Annotated in this window: 16 protein-coding genes; 8 read left to right on the top strand and 8 right to left on the bottom strand. The window is 61.1% G+C overall.

Annotation, left to right across the window (positions count from 1 at the left end):
- The first annotated feature begins 39 nt into the window (after positions 1-39).
- The gene (gene pdxR, locus CK498_RS14455) at positions 40-1,515 is read left to right on the top strand and encodes a MocR-like pyridoxine biosynthesis transcription factor PdxR (protein ID WP_176475802.1); all 1,476 of its coding nucleotides are present in this window, start codon (positions 40-42) and stop codon (positions 1,513-1,515) included.
- An 18-nt stretch (positions 1,516-1,533) separates the two neighbouring features.
- Here the strand turns inward: pdxR and CK498_RS14450 are convergent, their stop codons facing one another.
- Positions 1,534-1,704: an MFS transporter gene (locus CK498_RS14450; RefSeq protein ID WP_141246957.1), complete on the bottom strand. Its 171-nt coding sequence runs from the start codon at positions 1,702-1,704 to the stop codon at positions 1,534-1,536.
- A gap of 246 nt (positions 1,705-1,950) precedes the next feature.
- Here CK498_RS14450 and CK498_RS14445 point away from each other — a divergent pair, with 246 nt between their 5' ends.
- A complete protein-coding gene (locus CK498_RS14445; RefSeq protein ID WP_095621563.1) occupies positions 1,951-2,553 on the top strand; it encodes a pyridoxamine 5'-phosphate oxidase family protein in 603 nt (200 codons plus the stop codon).
- Between the two features lie 5 nt (positions 2,554-2,558).
- Here the strand turns inward: CK498_RS14445 and CK498_RS14440 are convergent, their stop codons facing one another.
- Entirely contained in the window at positions 2,559-3,437 is an 879-nt protein-coding gene (locus CK498_RS14440) for a LysR family transcriptional regulator (RefSeq protein ID WP_095621562.1), read from the bottom strand.
- A gap of 158 nt (positions 3,438-3,595) precedes the next feature.
- Here CK498_RS14440 and CK498_RS14435 point away from each other — a divergent pair, with 158 nt between their 5' ends.
- Both CK498_RS14435 and CK498_RS14430 read left to right on the top strand, forming a co-directional pair.
- Positions 3,596-4,210, top strand: a complete 615-nt coding sequence (locus CK498_RS14435; RefSeq protein ID WP_095621561.1) for a glutathione S-transferase family protein — start codon at positions 3,596-3,598, stop codon at positions 4,208-4,210.
- 29 nt (positions 4,211-4,239) lie between these two features.
- Positions 4,240-4,647: a VOC family protein gene (locus CK498_RS14430; RefSeq protein WP_095621560.1), complete on the top strand. Its 408-nt coding sequence runs from the start codon at positions 4,240-4,242 to the stop codon at positions 4,645-4,647.
- A gap of 93 nt (positions 4,648-4,740) precedes the next feature.
- On the opposite strand, the gene CK498_RS14425 is transcribed toward CK498_RS14430, so the two are convergent.
- The gene (locus CK498_RS14425; protein ID WP_176475801.1) at positions 4,741-5,676 is read right to left on the bottom strand and encodes an aromatic alcohol reductase; all 936 of its coding nucleotides are present in this window, start codon (positions 5,674-5,676) and stop codon (positions 4,741-4,743) included.
- A gap of 548 nt (positions 5,677-6,224) precedes the next feature.
- Here CK498_RS14425 and CK498_RS14420 point away from each other — a divergent pair.
- A complete protein-coding gene (locus CK498_RS14420) occupies positions 6,225-7,145 on the top strand; it encodes a LysR family transcriptional regulator (protein ID WP_095621559.1) in 921 nt (306 codons plus the stop codon).
- A gap of 17 nt (positions 7,146-7,162) precedes the next feature.
- Here the strand turns inward: CK498_RS14420 and CK498_RS14415 are convergent, their stop codons facing one another.
- Complete coding sequence (locus CK498_RS14415; RefSeq protein ID WP_095621558.1) at positions 7,163-8,197, bottom strand: aldo/keto reductase; 1,035 nt, start codon at positions 8,195-8,197, stop codon at positions 7,163-7,165.
- Between the two features lie 131 nt (positions 8,198-8,328).
- Here CK498_RS14415 and CK498_RS14410 point away from each other — a divergent pair, with 131 nt between their 5' ends.
- Entirely contained in the window at positions 8,329-9,378 is a 1,050-nt protein-coding gene (locus CK498_RS14410) for an AraC family transcriptional regulator (RefSeq protein WP_229359083.1), read from the top strand.
- Positions 9,379-9,387: 9 nt separating this feature from the next.
- Here CK498_RS14410 and CK498_RS14405 read toward each other — a convergent pair whose 3' ends face one another.
- The 4 genes from CK498_RS14405 to CK498_RS14390 form a co-directional block, all read right to left on the bottom strand.
- Positions 9,388-10,305: an XdhC family protein gene (locus tag CK498_RS14405; RefSeq protein ID WP_229359082.1), complete on the bottom strand. Its 918-nt coding sequence runs from the start codon at positions 10,303-10,305 to the stop codon at positions 9,388-9,390.
- A 31-nt stretch (positions 10,306-10,336) separates the two neighbouring features.
- Positions 10,337-12,502, bottom strand: coding sequence for a xanthine dehydrogenase family protein molybdopterin-binding subunit (locus CK498_RS14400; protein WP_095621557.1), 2,166 nt, complete (start codon positions 12,500-12,502; stop codon positions 10,337-10,339).
- A 45-nt stretch (positions 12,503-12,547) separates the two neighbouring features.
- On the bottom strand, positions 12,548-12,997 hold the full coding sequence (locus tag CK498_RS14395; protein ID WP_095621556.1) for a (2Fe-2S)-binding protein: 450 nt from the start codon (positions 12,995-12,997) through the stop codon (positions 12,548-12,550).
- Positions 12,998-13,214: 217 nt separating this feature from the next.
- Positions 13,215-14,141 (bottom strand): LysR family transcriptional regulator, encoded by a 927-nt coding sequence (locus tag CK498_RS14390; protein ID WP_217987783.1) that lies wholly within the window; start codon positions 14,139-14,141, stop codon positions 13,215-13,217.
- A gap of 92 nt (positions 14,142-14,233) precedes the next feature.
- On the opposite strand from CK498_RS14390, the gene CK498_RS14385 reads away from it, so the two are divergent.
- The gene (locus CK498_RS14385; RefSeq protein ID WP_229359081.1) at positions 14,234-15,229 is read left to right on the top strand and encodes an MBL fold metallo-hydrolase; all 996 of its coding nucleotides are present in this window, start codon (positions 14,234-14,236) and stop codon (positions 15,227-15,229) included.
- A gap of 33 nt (positions 15,230-15,262) precedes the next feature.
- Positions 15,263-16,195 (top strand): AraC family transcriptional regulator, encoded by a 933-nt coding sequence (locus CK498_RS14380; protein ID WP_095621554.1) that lies wholly within the window; start codon positions 15,263-15,265, stop codon positions 16,193-16,195.
- Positions 16,196-16,273: the final 78 nt, after the last annotated feature.

Here is a 16,273-nt window from a genome sequence, read left to right as displayed (position 1 = left end):
CAACGCCATGGCGGATTCCAAAGGGCAGACAAGGACACCATGTCAAACCACAACGCGGCCAGCCTGTCGATCAGCCTGGAGCCAGATTCCGGCGTGCCAGCACACCGACAGATCCATGAGCAAATCCGCCTGCTGATCGAGTCGAGGCGTCTGCCCATCGGTGCCAGACTGTCCTCCTCCCGGCGGCTGGCAGCGGAGCTTGGCGTCTCACGGATGACGACCCAGACCGCTCTGGACAGCCTGCTGGCCGAAGGCTATCTGGTGTCGGCCCCGCGCCGGGGATTGTTCGTCGCCGAGCACCTGCCGCTGTCAGCAGCGCCAGATGCTGCCAGCCTACCGACGCACATATCCGCCAGGGACTCTGGTCGCGACATCATTCGTTTTGAATCCGGTGCTGCGGTGGCGGACTTTCCGAATCAGGCTTGGCGCCGCTGTCTGCGCCAGAGTTGGTTGAGCCCCTCACTCGAGTTGATGGAAGGCACACTGCCCGGCGGCTACCCACCCCTGCGCTCGGCGGTCGCCGACATGCTGTACTCGTTGCGCGGCCTGCGTTGTGCCCCCGAACATATCCTGATTACGGCCGGCAATCGGGATGCCCTGACGCTAGTGCTCAATACCCTGCGCCGATTGCATCCCGAGCGCTCATCGGTGTGGCTCGAAACCCCCTGCTACCCGCCGGTGCTCAACGGCCTGCGTGGCCTGGGACTAACGCCCAAGCCGTTGAACGTGGACAGCGAGGGTGCACAGATACCCAACGCCCCGGAGGATCCGTCACAATCCACAGCCAGCCTGGCAGCTCTGGTCACACCCGCCCGGCAATACCCACTGGGCCACATGATGAGTGCACGCCGCCGACAGCAATGGCTGGATCACCTGGCCGCACGCAGCCGAAACGGCGACTCTCTGTGGCTGATCGAAGACGATTATGACAGTGAATTCATCTACGAAGGCCGACCGCAGGCCCCTTTGAGCGCGGCCGATGAAACCGGACACAGCATTCTCCTGGGCAGCTTTTCCAAGAGCCTGTTTCGCAGCCTGCGTCTGGGCTATATCGTGGCGCCCCCAGCCCTGATCGAGCCCTTGCGCGCCACCCAGAAGACGCTCGGCCAAGCGGCGGCCCTGCCATTGCAACCCGCCTTGCATCACTTTATCGACAGTGGCGAATTCGCCAGCCATCTGCGACGCATGCGCCGCCTGTATCTGGACCGCCGGGATCAGTCTCTGGAAATGCTGCACCGCGCCGGGCTGCCCCTCACCCCCTGGCCCTGTCGCAGCGGTATGCACCTGATCGCGGAACTGGACCACGACTGCCCTCTCGACGATGTGCAGTGGGCCCAGCGGGCAGAAACGTACCATCTGCAGCTGGACACCCTGGCCCGCCACTACTGGGCTGAAGGCCAGGCACGACATCGCGGTTTTCTGCTGGGCTTTTCCGCCCGCGACATCGACTATCAGCAACGGGCGATGGAACTCCTACAACAGTCACTGAACGCTCAGGCCCGCAATCCAGCATAAGCACGGCGAGCCGGTCCATCAGGCCGCCTGCAGGCGCTGGCGTTCATCGCTTTCACGAATCGGCCAGTGAAGTGCCACCGCCATGGCGCCGAACAGGATGCCCGCAATCCACATACCGTCGTAGTGGCCCTGCAATTCATAGAACCAACCGCCCAGCAGCACCCGCAGCTGACCGTAACGGTCGGCCAAGCCTCCTGCCACCACGGCGAACGCGCCCCTAGCCAGGTTCTGTATCGCCAGGGCCAGTTGCGAGAAATATCATCAGTGCAGTGCAGGCATCGTGGAGTCTTCGCCGGCTCCTCATGAGACGTTCACTGGACCGGTCATTTTTAGGCATTCTGGCTATGCTCCACCGGGCCATATCGCTCTAACCTGTGTGCATCACGCTGAACATCAGCCCCCTGAGTGTTCACTCGTCTTCGCACAGGAGTTCCCATGACCCAGTTGACCCCAACCGATCAGACCCGCGTCGTCCGTGGTGCCAAGCGCGCCGTGTACGATGAGGCCACCGTGCACGCCATCATCGATGATGCACTGATCTGCCATGTTGCCCAGATCCTGCCTAATGCGACACCACTGGTCACCCCAACCGCTCACTGGCGGGAGGGCCGCTGGCTCTACTGGCACGGCCTTGCCTCGACGCGCAATGTGGCCGACACACCGGCCCGACCGGTGAGCATCAACATCTGCCATGTAGACGGCCTGGTCATGGCCCGTTCGGCGTTCCACCACTCGCTGAACTATCGTTCGGTCACCCTGTTTGGCACACCGGAACCGGTCACCGACCCCGCCGAAAAAACCCGTCAGTTGGAGCGTTTTCTCGACAAGATCAGCCCCGGACGCTGGCCACAGCTGCGCCCCATCAACGGCAAGGAACTGAAAGCTACCGGCCTGGTGCGTCTGCCCATCGAAGAGGCATCAGCCAAGGTCCGCAACGGACCACCGGTGGATGACGACGAAGACTATGGCTGGCCGGTCTGGGCCGGTGTGATACCACTGGTACAACACCGGGGCGAGCCGGAAATGGATCAGGCGTGAATAGGCTACAGCGATACCCCCTGCAGGTGCTGCTTGGCGGCATCGATGAAGGCGCGCACGTTGGGGTGGTCCCGGCGGCCGCTCTGAAATAGCAAGGAAATCGGCAGCGCCGGGGCGGCATCGTCATTCAGGACATGCTCGAGCCGCCCCGCCGCGACATCCTCGGCGACCTGGTAAGAGAGCGTGCGTACCACGCCGAGCCCGGCGACCGCCGCGGCAATGGCCGCGTCCATATGGTTGACCGTCAACCTGGCGGGGCGCCGTACCTCATCGAGCCCCCACCCACGATGTGGGCCAATCTCATCCTCGACCCGAATCAGGTCATGATCACGCAAATCGGCCAGTGAAGCAGGCCTGCCCCGTGCGGCGAGATAGCTCGGGCTCGCGCTCATCACCCGCCGTACCTGGCCGACGTTCAGCATGTGCAGCGAGCTATCCGGCAGCTCGGCGATGCGCACGGCGACATCGATGCCCTCTTCGACCAGGCTCACCACCCGATCCAGCAACAGCAGCCTGACCTGAAGCTCGGGATACTGCCGCATCAGCCCAACTACCACCGGCAACACGTGCAGCCGGCCGAACATCACTGGAGCCGTCACCGTCAGGGTGCCGCGCGGTGCAGACCGGGCGCCCCGCACGCTGTCCACTGCGCCGTCGATCTCGGCGAGCCCTGCCCGGCATCGCTCCAGGAACAGCGCGCCCTCCTCGGTTAGCCGCACGCTGCGCGTGGTGCGCCTCAACAGCTGAACGCCAAGGCTCGACTCCAGCGCCGCGATCGTCCGCGTCACGGTGGTGGGCGACATCCCCAACCTCCGCCCCGCTTCGGCGAAGCTCGATTGTTCCGCAACGCAGATGAAGGTCCTGAGCGTTCGTAGCCTGTCCATCGCGCCTCCTCTCCCTCGCCCGCCACTGAACATTACTATCAGTTATCGCAATGATGAAGTGCGATTTTGACGGATTCTCTCACTTTGAAGCGAGAGAGAGAATGCAAAAGCCAGAATGCGAAAGAAAGTGAAACACCATCTCCCCGAGGACAATCCCCATGAAGCTCTACCACTACCCCCTCTCAGGGCACGCCCATCGCGCCGCCCTGTTTCTCTCCCTCACTGGAGTCGAGCATGAACTGATCGAGGTCGATCTGGCGGCCGGCGCCCACAAGCAACCGGCATTTCTCACGCTCAACGCCTTCGGTGAAGTACCGGTGCTCGACGACAACGGCATCATCATCGCCGACTCGCTGGCGATTCTCGTCTATGTGGCGAGGAAGGTTGGCCCTTCCCATTGGCTGCCGACCGATCCCGCCGACGAGGCGCAGGTACAGCGGTGGCTCTCGGTGGCGGCAGGCAAGATCGCCTATGGCGCCTGCGCCGCCCGGCTTATCACCGTATTCGCTGCGCCCTTCCGCCCCGAGGAGGTGATCGAGCGCGCCCACGCCACGCTCGCCGTGATGGAGCGGACGCTGGAAAGCCAGCGCTGGATCGCCACAACGGCAGAGCCGAGCATCGCCGACATCGCGCTCTACAGCTACGTCGAGCGGGCCCCCGAGGGCAACGTCGATCTCACCGGCTACCCCAGAGTCCTGGCCTGGCTGCGCCAGGTTGAAGGTCTTCCCGGCTTCATCCCCTTCCAACGCACCCGCGCCGGGCTCAACGTCTGAGCCGGCCACATCTTCAAGGAGTCATCAGCATGAATTTCGACACGCTACACCTCGACCATATCGGCATCCGCGTCACCGATCTCGCCACCGCGGAGGCCTTCTACGCCAAGCTAGGCTTCCTGCGCGACCCGGAGGAGTATGCCCCCGAGGCCAAGGCCTCAGGGCTCGTGCACCCGTCAGGCATGCGCATCCACCTGATCTACAACGGTGTAACCGCCGAGGAAGGCAATGTGCTACTGGACGCACCGATCAAGCGGCCCGGCTACACCCACGCCGCCTTTATCGTCGAGAACATGAACGAACTGGTGGATTGGCTGGCGCGCGAAGGGATCGAGATCACCGAGGGGCCGGTCATGATGGGCCACGGACGCCGCAACGTCTGCTTTATTCGCGACCCCGACCGGAATGTGCTGGAGTTCAATGAGATCCTGGCGTAGCAGCAATGACGCTGCGGCAAGGCATGCTATGCGCTGCATGGGGCCACGGATGGCCCCTGCTGCCGCAACGTACCAATCGCGCCGAAGTGACTGTCAGCGCTTATCGCGCAAGTGACGATTGAGCCATGTCTTGACGTCAATGGTCTCAAGGCCTTTTTCATAATTATAGGTCTTTGATTTCTCCCACCACATGCCTGAACCGAGAGCAAATGCCGTACGGTAGCGAAGCATGACATCATCTGGATAAAGTGAAAGCTGGTTATTGAGCTCTTCAAGGGATAATTCAACGCGTGTGACAGCCTTCCCAGTACCCTCTTCGACGATGGTAGCCAGCTGCCCGTACGAGAGTGTGTCTCCCGCCACGAAGACTACTTCGTTGCTGATGCGAGGCTCTTCAAGGTATATCTCGGTCGTCAGACGGCCAATATCCTCGGGTGTCGTGACGGTGACACGCGTATCCCAGCTACCGAGAGCTCGGACAGTGTTGGTTTCAAGGTCAACGACACCGAAGGCGGGCTCGAACAGGAAGCTCGTAAACATTCCAGTCGAGACGATCACCCATTCGGTTGTCTCCTGAGAGCGCAGTAACTTCCTCACCTCGTATTGCTCGTCAAATACAGGTTGGCCACTTCCTTTTCCCACGATGTCGTAATCGACCCCGAACTGCCAGGGGAAATACCGATTGACTCCAGCGGCTAAAACCGCATGCGTAATCTTCATCTGTGTGCCGGCTCCTGCCACGAAACCCGTACAGCAGATGACCGTATGAAATTCTGCAAACAATTCGGCAAGGCTCGCCTCAGTGCCTTCGGAAAGATCGAAGGGTAAGATCTCTACCCTAAGCTTACCGAGCTCTTCCGTCGCTTCTGCCTTGTACTTACCCGGCGATGTGGTGAAGCCAGGTTCTACAAGGACGCAGACAGTGTCAGGGCTGACCCTGGATGCCATGTTCTTGATCACTTGCATACCGAGCTGACCGGCTCCGAGGATAAGGATGTTTCCAACACTGGGTGTTTCATTGATGGGCATGTATATAGCCTATGTTAATTGAGATAGCTTAGTGATTTATCGCCTCATAAAGCACGGGAGTGCTTCCTACACGAGGATGAGGCCGTCACTTTTCTGCAAACAGAGCATTTCAACTAAATGGTTACCACCGAAACGGCTCACAGGCAGACTACTCCTCGACATATATCCTGTTAATAGTTGATATTGGGAAACATAATTCCATAAGGACAAATAATGCACACATCTGTTTATTGGTGTTTTTGGAAATATCTTTTTCTGCGAGTGGAATTAAAATCGGCCACGCAACCGAATACTCTGTTGCCAGCGTTTTTTTATTATGGAGTTGATCCATGCCAAAAGCTCATTCCCTGAGACTGCACGATGACACACGAATCCCCACCCTTGGCTACGGTTTGTGGCAAGTACCGATAACGCCGAGCGAGATGCAGATGCTGGCCGGGCTGGATCGTCGTGATGGCCGTCTGGGACCAGATCCCGAGACGGCCGATTTCTGACCGTGGGGGTCAGCTGCGCTATGATGACCAGCCGGAAGCCGGGGAGCACGACACATGGATCGACTTCAAGCCATGCAAATATTTGCCCGAGTGGTTGAGATGCACGGCTTCAGCAAAGCCGCGGAGAACCTGGCCATCCCCCCCTCGACGGTCACTCGCGTCATCAAGGAACTGGAAAATCACCTTGGCGTGAAACTACTCCAGCGCACCACGCGGCATTTGAACCTGACTTCCGACGGCAGCCTTTACTACGATCACTGCTGCCGACTACTGGCCGAACTGGAAGCGGTCGAGGCAGGCTTTCGGGGTAACGCTGAACGGGTCAAAGGCAAGCTACGAGTCGGCATGACCGCCTCGCTGGCCCGGCTATTCGTAGTGCCTGCCATCAAGACATTTCAGGCCCGTTACCCCGATGTGGAATTGACCCTGACCTTGAGCGATCAGACCGTAGAACTGGTTCCGGAGGGCGTCGATTGCGTCATTCGTGCCAGAGTACCTCATGATTCTCCTACGCTGGTGGCACGTCGTATTGCTAGCTTCGAATGGGTGATATGTGCATCACCTGAATACCTCCGAGAATATGGCGAGCCGCACTCATTGGAAGATTTGAAGCGCCATCATGCTGTCGGCTTTCTGCCAGGGCATCAGGGCCGCTCAATGGATTGGCGCTTCGTGATCAACGATGAAGAGCAAATCGTACGGATGACCGAGAACCTGACCGTCAACGACACCTATATCGCTTGTGGCTTGGAAGGCTTGGGCCTGATACGTGCGGCAAATTACATGGTGCTTCCGCACCTACGCAGTGGCCAGTTACAGCGAGTACTAGACCACAGCCAAGCGCCATCAGTGCCTATATCGATCATGTATCCACAGAATCGTCACTTGTCGCCCACTGTAAGGGCATTCGTGGATTGGATCAGCGATCTGATGCAACATGCCGAGCGCCAATGGCAAGTCGCCATCATCCGTTGAGAGGCGGGCTCGCCAAGTCACACGGCCACCCGCTGCGTGAGCGTACGCCGCCGCAGGGCCGACTGCGCGATCGCCGGCGGTATATAGGCCGCCCTCTCCAGCGGTGCCACATCAACGCCCGGCGGGACGATTTCGTCGATTCGGTCGAGAATCTCGTCGCTCAACTTTACCTCAGCGCCGGCGAGCAGATGCTCGAGTTGCTCGGGGGTGCGGGGCCCGATAATGGCGGAGGTAATTGCCGGATGCGCCATCACAAAGGCCAATGCCATGTGAACCAGCGACAAGCCTGCATTCTCAGCCAGAGGGATAAGTTGTTCGACCGCGTCGAGGCTACCCTCGTCGGTCATCGCCTTGGGGAAATATTTCACGCGCAGCGAGTCCGGCAGCTCTCCCCTCTTGCGGTACTTGCCGGTCAACATCCCTTTGGCCAGCGGGCTCCACGTCATCACGCCCATGCCGTAACGCTGGCAAGCGGGCAGCACTTCCCGCTCGATCGAGCGGTTGAGAATGGAATAAGGCGGCTGCTCCGTACGAAAGCGTGCCAGCCCACGCCGCTCGGCAATCCACTGCGCTTCCACGATGTCGGAAGCGGGAACGGTTGACGCGCCGATGGCGCGCACCTTGCCTTCACGCATCAAGTCAGTGAGAACGGACAGCGTTTCCTCAGTGTCGGTTTCCGGGTCCAACCGATGAATCTGATAGAGGTCGATATGGTCGGTCTGAAGGCGACGCAGTGAGTCCTCAATGGCACGGGTTAGCCAGCGCCGCGATCCACCACGTCTGTTGAGATCGTCTCCCATCGGCATGGACGCCTTGGTGGCAAGCACGACATCGTCCCGTCGCCCCTTTAGCGCCTTACCGACGATCTCTTCGGACTCGCCCTGACTATAAGCGTCAGCGGTATCGATGAAGTTGATACCGAAATCCAGCGCCTTGTGGATCATGCCGACGCATTCATCGTGATCGGCATTGGCAATTGCACCGAACATCATTGTGCCCAGGCAGTAGGGGCTGACCTGAATCCCGGTACGGCCAAGATGACGATATTGCATGGTGATTCCCCTCGTATGGTGGCAATAATGCCAAGTGAGTCATACTCCCCAAGACCGCGGGGCGATCACCGCGGTATTGGCCTCTCAGGTATTGGAACCGAGTATGGCCAGCCAGATCAGGATGATCTACAGTGGAACGTCCGCATTTCATTTGCAGGTGTCCTGAATTGCTTGATCCGTTCGCCCAAGTCGTTACGCTGCTTCAACCCGCCACCCCGTTCTCGAAACGAGGCAGCGGCGCAGGTCGTTGGATCGTCCACCGTTCAAAAGTTGGTGGGCCCTTCTACTGCGCTATTCTTGAAGGGGGGTGCCGTTACGAGGCAAAAGGGCATGACGAGATCGTTCTCACGGAGGGAGATTTTTTGCTAATTCCCTCGGCGCAGAACTTCACGATGTCCAGCCTTCTGCCAACAACAGAAAAGGACATCGTTTCTACTCCCATCTTGCTGCCCAATGGCGAACACCGGCTTGGCTGCGCCGACGCTTCTCCCGATGTTCGCCTGCTGCTGGGTTACTGTGTTTTTCGCTCCCCGGATGCCACGTTGCTGGCATCGCTTCTTCCGAAGCTGGTCCACGTTCGAGGGGTCGATCGGCTGGCCACGCTGATGCAGCTGGTAAGCGATGAATCGCGTGCACAACGACCGGCGCGAGATGTCGTGCTGGAACGCCTTCTGGAAGTCCTGCTCATCGAGGCCCTGCGTTGTGGCGGAAAGACGGACACCTCCCCCGGATTACTGCGCGGCCTTGCTGATGATCGCCTTGCGATAGCGATTCGCCGGATACATGAGAGTCCCAATCGGCCATGGACGGTTACACAGCTAGCCAATGAGGCCACGCTCTCCCGTTCCGTGTTTTACCAACGTTTTGGTCGCGCTGTCGGTATGGCCCCAATGGAGTACCTGCTTGCCTGGCGCATGGCGTTAGCCAAGGATTTGCTACGTAGAGAACAAGCCAGCATCGCTGACGTCGCAGCACGGGTTGGCTACAGCTCTGCAAGCACGTTCAGTGTTGCCTTCGCCCGCCATGTGGGTGTGCCACCTGCCCGCTATGCCCGTGGCACCTCGTTCGATGCAGAGCCATCTGCGCCTCTAGCCGCTGTGGAGGACGTTCAACACAGGCAGGATCAAAGCCAGATCAACGAGCTCTTCGAACCAACGGGATTGCACGACATACGGCAATAAGTCGTTATGTCACGCATTACGCTGATAAGCTGCGACGATCTCTGCGAGTACGGATACGGCCAGCGTCGACGCTTCACGCATGGAGGGCAGCAAGCCGACGGGGCCGTGGATTCGCCTGATCTGCCCCTCGGCGAAACCCATCGCACGTAGCTCCTCGCAGCGCCTGGCATGGGTCGCCTTGCTGCCCACTGCCCCGAGATAGAAGGCTGGGCCTTGGAGGGCCTGGGCAAGCAGCGCCGTCTCCCAATCGACATCATGGAACGCCAGGAGAAAGGCCGTCCATGGATCATCATTCGACGCCGGCAGCGTGGAAGGGACCGTCAACGTCGTGACCTGCTCGATGCCCAGGCGCCGCGCGTCCTGGATTTCGGCGTCATCGCGGAGCTGTAGCTCGGTGTGAATACCGCTGGCCTGCGCTAGCCTGGCCAGCGCCATGCTGTCGGCTCCGCGCCCGGCGATGCGCAGGCGGAGCTTGGGCGTGTACTCGAATGACAGTCCGCCTGCCTCCACCGGGTGCCCCAACCAGAGAGTCCCGGATGCCGAGAGATTGAGCGTCACTGTCTGCCGGGAAGCGAGCCGATCATGGCACGCGCGCAGGACACCAGCCTGTGCATCGGGCAGCACCCACACCTCGATCGCTCCTCCGCAGGGGAGTGGCATATCGATAAAAGGCGAGCCCTTACCGTAGCGCAAGCGTCCTACACGACCTGAACGAAGCGCGTCCAGGGCATGCATGGCCACATCCGCGTCGATGCAGCCGCCCGAGATATAGCCGCAACGTTCGCCAGCCGCGGATACGGCCATCAGGGCGCCCGGCATGCGCACGGCGCCACCTTCCGTCGAGGTCACGACAATGAGTGCCGCCTCACTGGTGTGGCGCCAGGCAAGCCACTGCCCAAGCACGTCTTGTGCATGTTCCAGATACATCGGAGGGCTCAACGAGCCGACGGCGGCGGCGCTATCCCTGGACATGATCGGACAACGGCAGGTGGCGAACTCGCTGCCGCGTAGCGACGAACAGCGCATTGGCCAGTGCAGGCGCAAGAGGGGGAATGCCCGGCTCACCGACACCGCCCAGCGGAGAGCCGATCTCGACAATACTCACCGACACCGATGGCTCCTCCCCGATGCGCAGCAGTGGGTAGTCATGGAAATTCGACTGTTCGGCGCGACCGTCACGGATCGTCACTTTCTGGTTCAGGGCGGCGCCGAGAGCATCGACCACAGAGCCCTGCATCTGCGCCTCTACCTGGCCCGGATTGATCGCGCGTCCGCAGTCGATAGCCACATAAACCCGTTCCACATGGACACCTTCGCCATTGGCCTGAGCCTCGACCACTTGGGCAACGTAGGAGCCGTAGCTCTCGACCACCGCCAAGCCGCGCGAGATTCCCTCTGGCGCCGGCTCGCTCCATCGCGACATCTCGCCGACCCGGTCGAGCACCGCAAGCATTCTCGTCTGCCCTTCGCAGTGGCCACGGCGAAATGCCAGTGGATCACGGCCCGCTGCCGCGGCGCATTCGTCCATGAAGCTCTCGAAGAAGAAGCCATTGTAGGTGTGGGAGATCGCCCGCCAGGGGCAGAGCGGGATCGGCAGATCGACCACCGCGTGCTCCACGACGAAGTTCGGAATGACATAGCGCATGTCCCACAGCCCGCCGAGCGAGAAGGGATCGAAGTTGGCGAGGTTGCCCGTCGCCTGTGCCCGCTCCTCTGGATCAAAGCCGTATTCAAGGCCCATCTGTGGCCCGGAAAGCCGGATGCGCATGGCGGTGATATTGCCGTCATCGTCCAGGGCCGCGCGGAAGCGGCACATCATCGTTTGGCGGTACTGGCCCTGCCGAACATCGTCCTCGCGGGCCCACAACACCTTGACCGGCCGACCGCCAACGGCACGGCTGGCGAGCGCTGCCTGAAGGGCGATCTCGCCATGGGTCTTGCGACCGAAGCCGCCGCCCAGATAGGTGGTATTGATGAAGAGACGTTCAGCCGGCACCTGCATAGCGCTCTCGAGCGTCATGCGGATGACGTCCTGGCCCTGGGTACCGATCCACAGTTCGGTGCGCTCCTCGCTGGACTCCGCCGTGCAGTTGATCGGCTCCATGCACATATGGGTGAGAAGCGGCACCGAGTATTCCGCCTCGACCACTTGGCCCTCGGTCGTCAGCGTCGCCTCGGCGTCGCCACGCAGCGTGGTGACCGGCACATCGGTTCGAGCCAGCCCTTCGCGTAGCATCTCGTTTATCTCATCGGTGGAAAGCGTATCCGCCGCGGTCTGGGTGAAGGTGATATCCAGGGCATCGGCGGCCTGCTTGGCCTGCCACCAGGAGTCGGCCACCACCACCGCACCGCGCGGCACGCGAACCACCGCCACCACGCCCGGCATCCCGGCGACACTGCTCTCGTCGAACGCCTCCACATCGGCAGAAAACACCGGAGCAAGCCGGACGGCGCCATACAGCATGCCGTCACGCTCGACGTCCACCCCAAACATGGCCTTGCCCGTCACCTTCTGTGGCGTATCGAGGCGCGCCACCGTGCGTCCGGTCAACGTCCGTTCGCCGTCGGGGCGCAGCGTCGGCTCATCCGGTACAGGTAGTTGCATGGCATCTTCCACCAGATCACCGAAGGGAAGGCGACGCCCGGTTGCGGCATGGACAATGACGCCGTTCTCGGCCCGCAACGTCGTGGGTGCCACGCCGAGCCGCGTAGCTGCCGCCTGGGTCAGCATCTCCCGCGCCTGGGCCGCCGCGCGGCGCAACGGGTCATGCCATAAGCGGATGCCGAACGAGCCCACGGAGCGCATCTGGCCGGACGGAATGCGATAGGCGGGCGCCGGCTGATTCGGCATCTCGACAGCGATGCTCGACCAGTCAGCCCCCAGCTCTTCGGCAAGCACCTGGGCCTGCCCCGTGTGGGTCCCCTGCCCCATTTCGCTGGTGGGCAACACGAAGGTGACCTGCCCACGCGTATCGATGCGGATAAAGGCATGCGCGATACCCACCCCTTCCTGCGGCTGCGCCAGTGCCGCTGACAGCCGCAGAGGAACGATGAGCGCAGCGCCGGTGGCGACAGTTCCTGCCAGGAAGGCGCGACGCGTCATAGAGAAACGTTGTGGAGTCATTGTTCTACCTGTGCCTTGGGTATACGTGGATGGGAGCGGATCTCGTCAAACGTCGGAGGCACGGTGAATGGCCGCCCGGATACGCAAGTAGGTGCCGCAGCGGCACAGGTTGCCGCGCATCGCTTCATCGATTTCCGCATCGGAAGGACTCGGGTTACGCGCCAGAAGCGCAGATGCGCTCATGATCTGCCCGCTTTGGCAGTAGCCGCACTGCGGCACATCCAACGCGACCCAGGCCTGCTGGACGGGATGCGAGCCATCCTCGGACAGCCCCTCGATGGTGGTAACGGATCTACCTTCGGCGCCAGCTAGCGGGAACACACAGGAGCGCACCGGCTCGCCATCGACATGCACCGTGCACGCACCGCACTGCGCCACGCCGCAGCCGAACTTGGTGCCGGTGAGTTTCAACTCATCCCGGATCACCCAGAGCAGGGGGGTATTGGGCACGGCGCTGACATCTACGGTGCGCCCATTGATCGTGAAGGCTGTCATAAAGGCTTCTCCTCGGCCTGGCCATGGTGGGTAACGCGGCCGGTATGCCGGCGCCGTTCAGCCGCCTTCGCCGCAGATAGCGTGACGATGACGACTGCATTGGCATTGAGTGTTAATCACAAGACGGGGAGAAGGCTTGCCATCATCTGCGTAAAACTGGCCTGATCCTGCTAGGTGGATGACGGCGAGATAGCGCGTATCAAGTGCTGATAGGGCGTTATTGGCGCTGGCGGATGAACGCCAGGAAGGCCCGCATGGCCGCGCTGGTATGTCGACGGCTCGGATAGTAGAGATACCAGCTCGGCAGCTTCTTCTTCCAGTCGTCGAGCACTTCAACCACCCTGCCCAGTTCGAGATCGGCGCGGACATAATCCTCGAACAGATGCGCGATTCCCGAGCCTGCAATCGCAGCCTGGCGCTCGTGGTGCGCTGAGCTCAGCGTCAACCGGCCTTGCGGGGAGATTTCCACTTCGTCGCCATCCTTCTCGAAGGTCCACGTCTCCATGGTGCCGCCAGGGAAACGGCGGCGAATACAGTCATGCTGCAGAAGATCGCGCGGTGAGTCGGGCCGACCGCGCTCGCGAAGATAATCGGGCGAGGCCACGATGGCATATCGCAAGGCGGGCCCCACGGGCATGGCGATCATGTCCTGGGCGAGCTGATTCCCGAAGCGCACGCCGGCATCGAAACCCTGCTCCACGATATCGATGATCGCCGCATCACTGACGATCTCGACGTTGACGTCGGGATAGATCTTCATGAATTCGAAGGCCAGCGGGCACAGCACGTGGTCGGCGGCCGGCGCCGGTGCATTGATCCGCACGCTGCCGGAGGGGCGCTCGCGAAGCTGATTGAGATCGTCGATCGCCGTTCTGATGGCGTGGAGGGCGGGGCCAAGCTGCTCGAGAAGCTGTTCGCCTGCCTCAGTAGGCGCAACGCTACGTGTCGTTCGGTTCAACAGCCGGATACCCAACGCCTCCTCGAGTGCGCTGAGCGATTGACTGATGGCTGACGATGATACGCCTCTGGCAAGCGCAGCGGCTCTAAAGCCACCGCAGCGCACGACGTCCTCGAAGATCTCCAAGCTATCCAGGCGTAGCGGCCGCATTGCAAAGCCCTGCTTAATAAGCTGATCCGTTTTCATTAGCTTATCCGCACACCTGTTCTGCGTCATCCTTTGAACGTGTCGCAAGCATCAGAGACTCGAACGGGGTGAACAAAATGACTGGAATAACAATGAATCGTAGGAAGGTGATACTGACAGCGGCGTCGGTGGCGGCGGGCGTGGTCCTGCCGACCGGTAGCATAGCCTTTGCACAGGACACTGCCGCAGCAGCGTCCACGGCCCAAGGGGTAAATGCGAGTGGCAATGTCGGCCATTACCGCTTTCGCGTCGGCGACATCGCCGCCACCGTGCTGAGTGACGGGCTGATCGGCGGCCCCCCGCAGATCTACGCCAGCGACGCGCAAGAGGCGGAGTTGGAGGAGGTGCTGAGGCAAGCCTTCCTGCCGACCGACCACATGACGCTAAACCTCAACACCCTGCTGATCGAAACGCAGGGGCGGCGAATCCTTCTCGAAGCCGGCGCCGGGCAGACCATGGGACCGCTAGGTGGTCGTATCTTCGATAACCTGGCCGCCATCGGTTTGCGACCCGATGATATCGACATCGTGGTGATCTCACACACCCACCCGGATCATGTCGGCAACCTGCGAACGGCCGATGGCGGCAAGGCCTTTCCGCGGGCAACCGTCTTCGCACCACGGGCCGATTGGGACTTCTTCATCCGTCACGAGCCGGACCTCTCCTACATGCCGGTGCCCGAGGATTTTCGTCGCCACTTCGCCGCCGCCATCCGCCAGAGCCTCGAACCGGTCACCGACGAGATCGAATTGTACGAAGCCGGCACAGAGATCGTTCCCGGCTTGACCACGCTACCGGCACTGGGCCACACCCCCGGCATGGCCAACTTCCTTGTTCACTCCGGGAGTGATCAGCTGCTGCTGACCGCCGATCTTGCCTATCATCCCATCGTCAACATCGACCACGCCTGGCTGCCCGGGCCGGATCGTGACAAGGAAACGGCACTGGCCTCCCGCCGTCGCATCTTCGATATGGCGGCGGCAGACCGGCTCCCCGTTCTTGGCTTCCACTTCCCCTTCCCGGGCCTTGGCCGCATGCTCAAGATGGATACTGGCTATGCCTGGGTCCCGGCCAACTGGCAGTTTTGAGATGGGTGAAGCCGACATCCATGAGGAACGCATATGGATTCACTCAAACACGCGGTCTGGACCTATGCCAGCCGCCACGCCAATAGCGACGGCCTGGCGCAAACGCCAGTTCCGGGCCTGCGTACGATGTGCCTCAACGCCCCAGGTGGCAACCTCCATTCGGTGTACCGGCCGCTGATTTGCCTGATACTTCAGGGGGCAAAACGCTCGGTGATAGGCAATAAAGAGCGACTCTTCTCGGCGGGCCAGTCGGTCATTGTGAGTGCTGACATGCCGGTCGTCGGGCGAATCGTGCAAGCGAGCCAGCGCGAGCCCTATCTGGCCGTCTCGATCGAACTGGAGATGAGCATCCTGCGCGAACTCACCGCCCATATGGCTATCAGCTCTTCGCAGCGCTCGTCTGAGGTGGAGACACTATTTGTCGAAGATACCGAAGCTGCACTGATCGACTGCGCACTGAGATTGATGCGGCTACTGGATCAACCCGACGCCATACCGCTGCTACGCCCTGGGATCATGCGGGAGCTGCATTTCTGGCTGCTGTCGGGACCTCACAGCCATATCCTACGAACACTGGCAGACCCAAGCAGCCACGCCGGCCGCCTGGCTGCTGCCATTGCGACCCTCCGGGCCGAGTACCGATCCAGCGTGCCGGTGGAGCGACTGGCGTCGCAAGCCGGCATGAGCCTCAGCTCGTTTCACAAGCATTTCAAACGCATGACCTCGCTGACACCGGGGCAATACCAGCAGCGCCTGCGCTTGATCGAAGCGCGCCGCCTGATGCTCGACGAAGGATCTTCGGCGAGTAATGCCGCCTTCGAGGTGGGCTACGAAAGCGTATCGCAGTTCACACGCGAATACAGGCGCCTATTCCAAAGGCCACCGAAACGCGATGCGCGGCGCCTGCTGAAACCTGCCGAGGTCGCCGGTAGAGACACAGACGTTTTGCAACGAACCGGTGCTTGAGTCGAGGATAAAAGCTGGTAACGATAGGGGCCCGCGCTGCGGGCCCCTACACGTGTAATCGAGGTGTATTGCTTGATC

The organism is Halomonas salipaludis, from assembly GCF_002286975.1.
GTDB classification, from domain to species: Bacteria; Pseudomonadota; Gammaproteobacteria; order Pseudomonadales; family Halomonadaceae; genus Franzmannia; species Franzmannia salipaludis.
This window is presented reverse-complemented; position numbering and strand designations above follow the sequence as displayed.

Bases quoted from the DNA above. Each gene is read 5' to 3' on its own strand.
- pdxR (WP_176475802.1), top strand. From the start codon at position 40: ATGTCAAACCACAACGCGGCCAGCCTGTCGATCAGCCTGGAGCCAGAT.
- CK498_RS14445 (WP_095621563.1), top strand. From the start codon at position 1,951: ATGACCCAGTTGACCCCAACCGATCAGACCCGCGTCGTCCGTGGTGCC.
- CK498_RS14440 (WP_095621562.1), bottom strand. From the start codon at position 3,437: ATGGACAGGCTACGAACGCTCAGGACCTTCATCTGCGTTGCGGAACAA.
- CK498_RS14435 (WP_095621561.1), top strand. From the start codon at position 3,596: ATGAAGCTCTACCACTACCCCCTCTCAGGGCACGCCCATCGCGCCGCC.
- CK498_RS14430 (WP_095621560.1), top strand. From the start codon at position 4,240: ATGAATTTCGACACGCTACACCTCGACCATATCGGCATCCGCGTCACC.
- CK498_RS14425 (WP_176475801.1), bottom strand. From the start codon at position 5,676: ATGCCCATCAATGAAACACCCAGTGTTGGAAACATCCTTATCCTCGGA.
- CK498_RS14420 (WP_095621559.1), top strand. From the start codon at position 6,225: ATGGATCGACTTCAAGCCATGCAAATATTTGCCCGAGTGGTTGAGATG.
- CK498_RS14415 (WP_095621558.1), bottom strand. From the start codon at position 8,197: ATGCAATATCGTCATCTTGGCCGTACCGGGATTCAGGTCAGCCCCTAC.
- CK498_RS14405 (WP_229359082.1), bottom strand. From the start codon at position 10,305: ATGTATCTGGAACATGCACAAGACGTGCTTGGGCAGTGGCTTGCCTGG.
- CK498_RS14400 (WP_095621557.1), bottom strand. From the start codon at position 12,502: ATGACTCCACAACGTTTCTCTATGACGCGTCGCGCCTTCCTGGCAGGA.
- CK498_RS14395 (WP_095621556.1), bottom strand. From the start codon at position 12,997: ATGACAGCCTTCACGATCAATGGGCGCACCGTAGATGTCAGCGCCGTG.
- CK498_RS14390 (WP_217987783.1), bottom strand. From the start codon at position 14,141: ATGAAAACGGATCAGCTTATTAAGCAGGGCTTTGCAATGCGGCCGCTA.
- CK498_RS14385 (WP_229359081.1), top strand. From the start codon at position 14,234: ATGAATCGTAGGAAGGTGATACTGACAGCGGCGTCGGTGGCGGCGGGC.
- CK498_RS14380 (WP_095621554.1), top strand. From the start codon at position 15,263: ATGGATTCACTCAAACACGCGGTCTGGACCTATGCCAGCCGCCACGCC.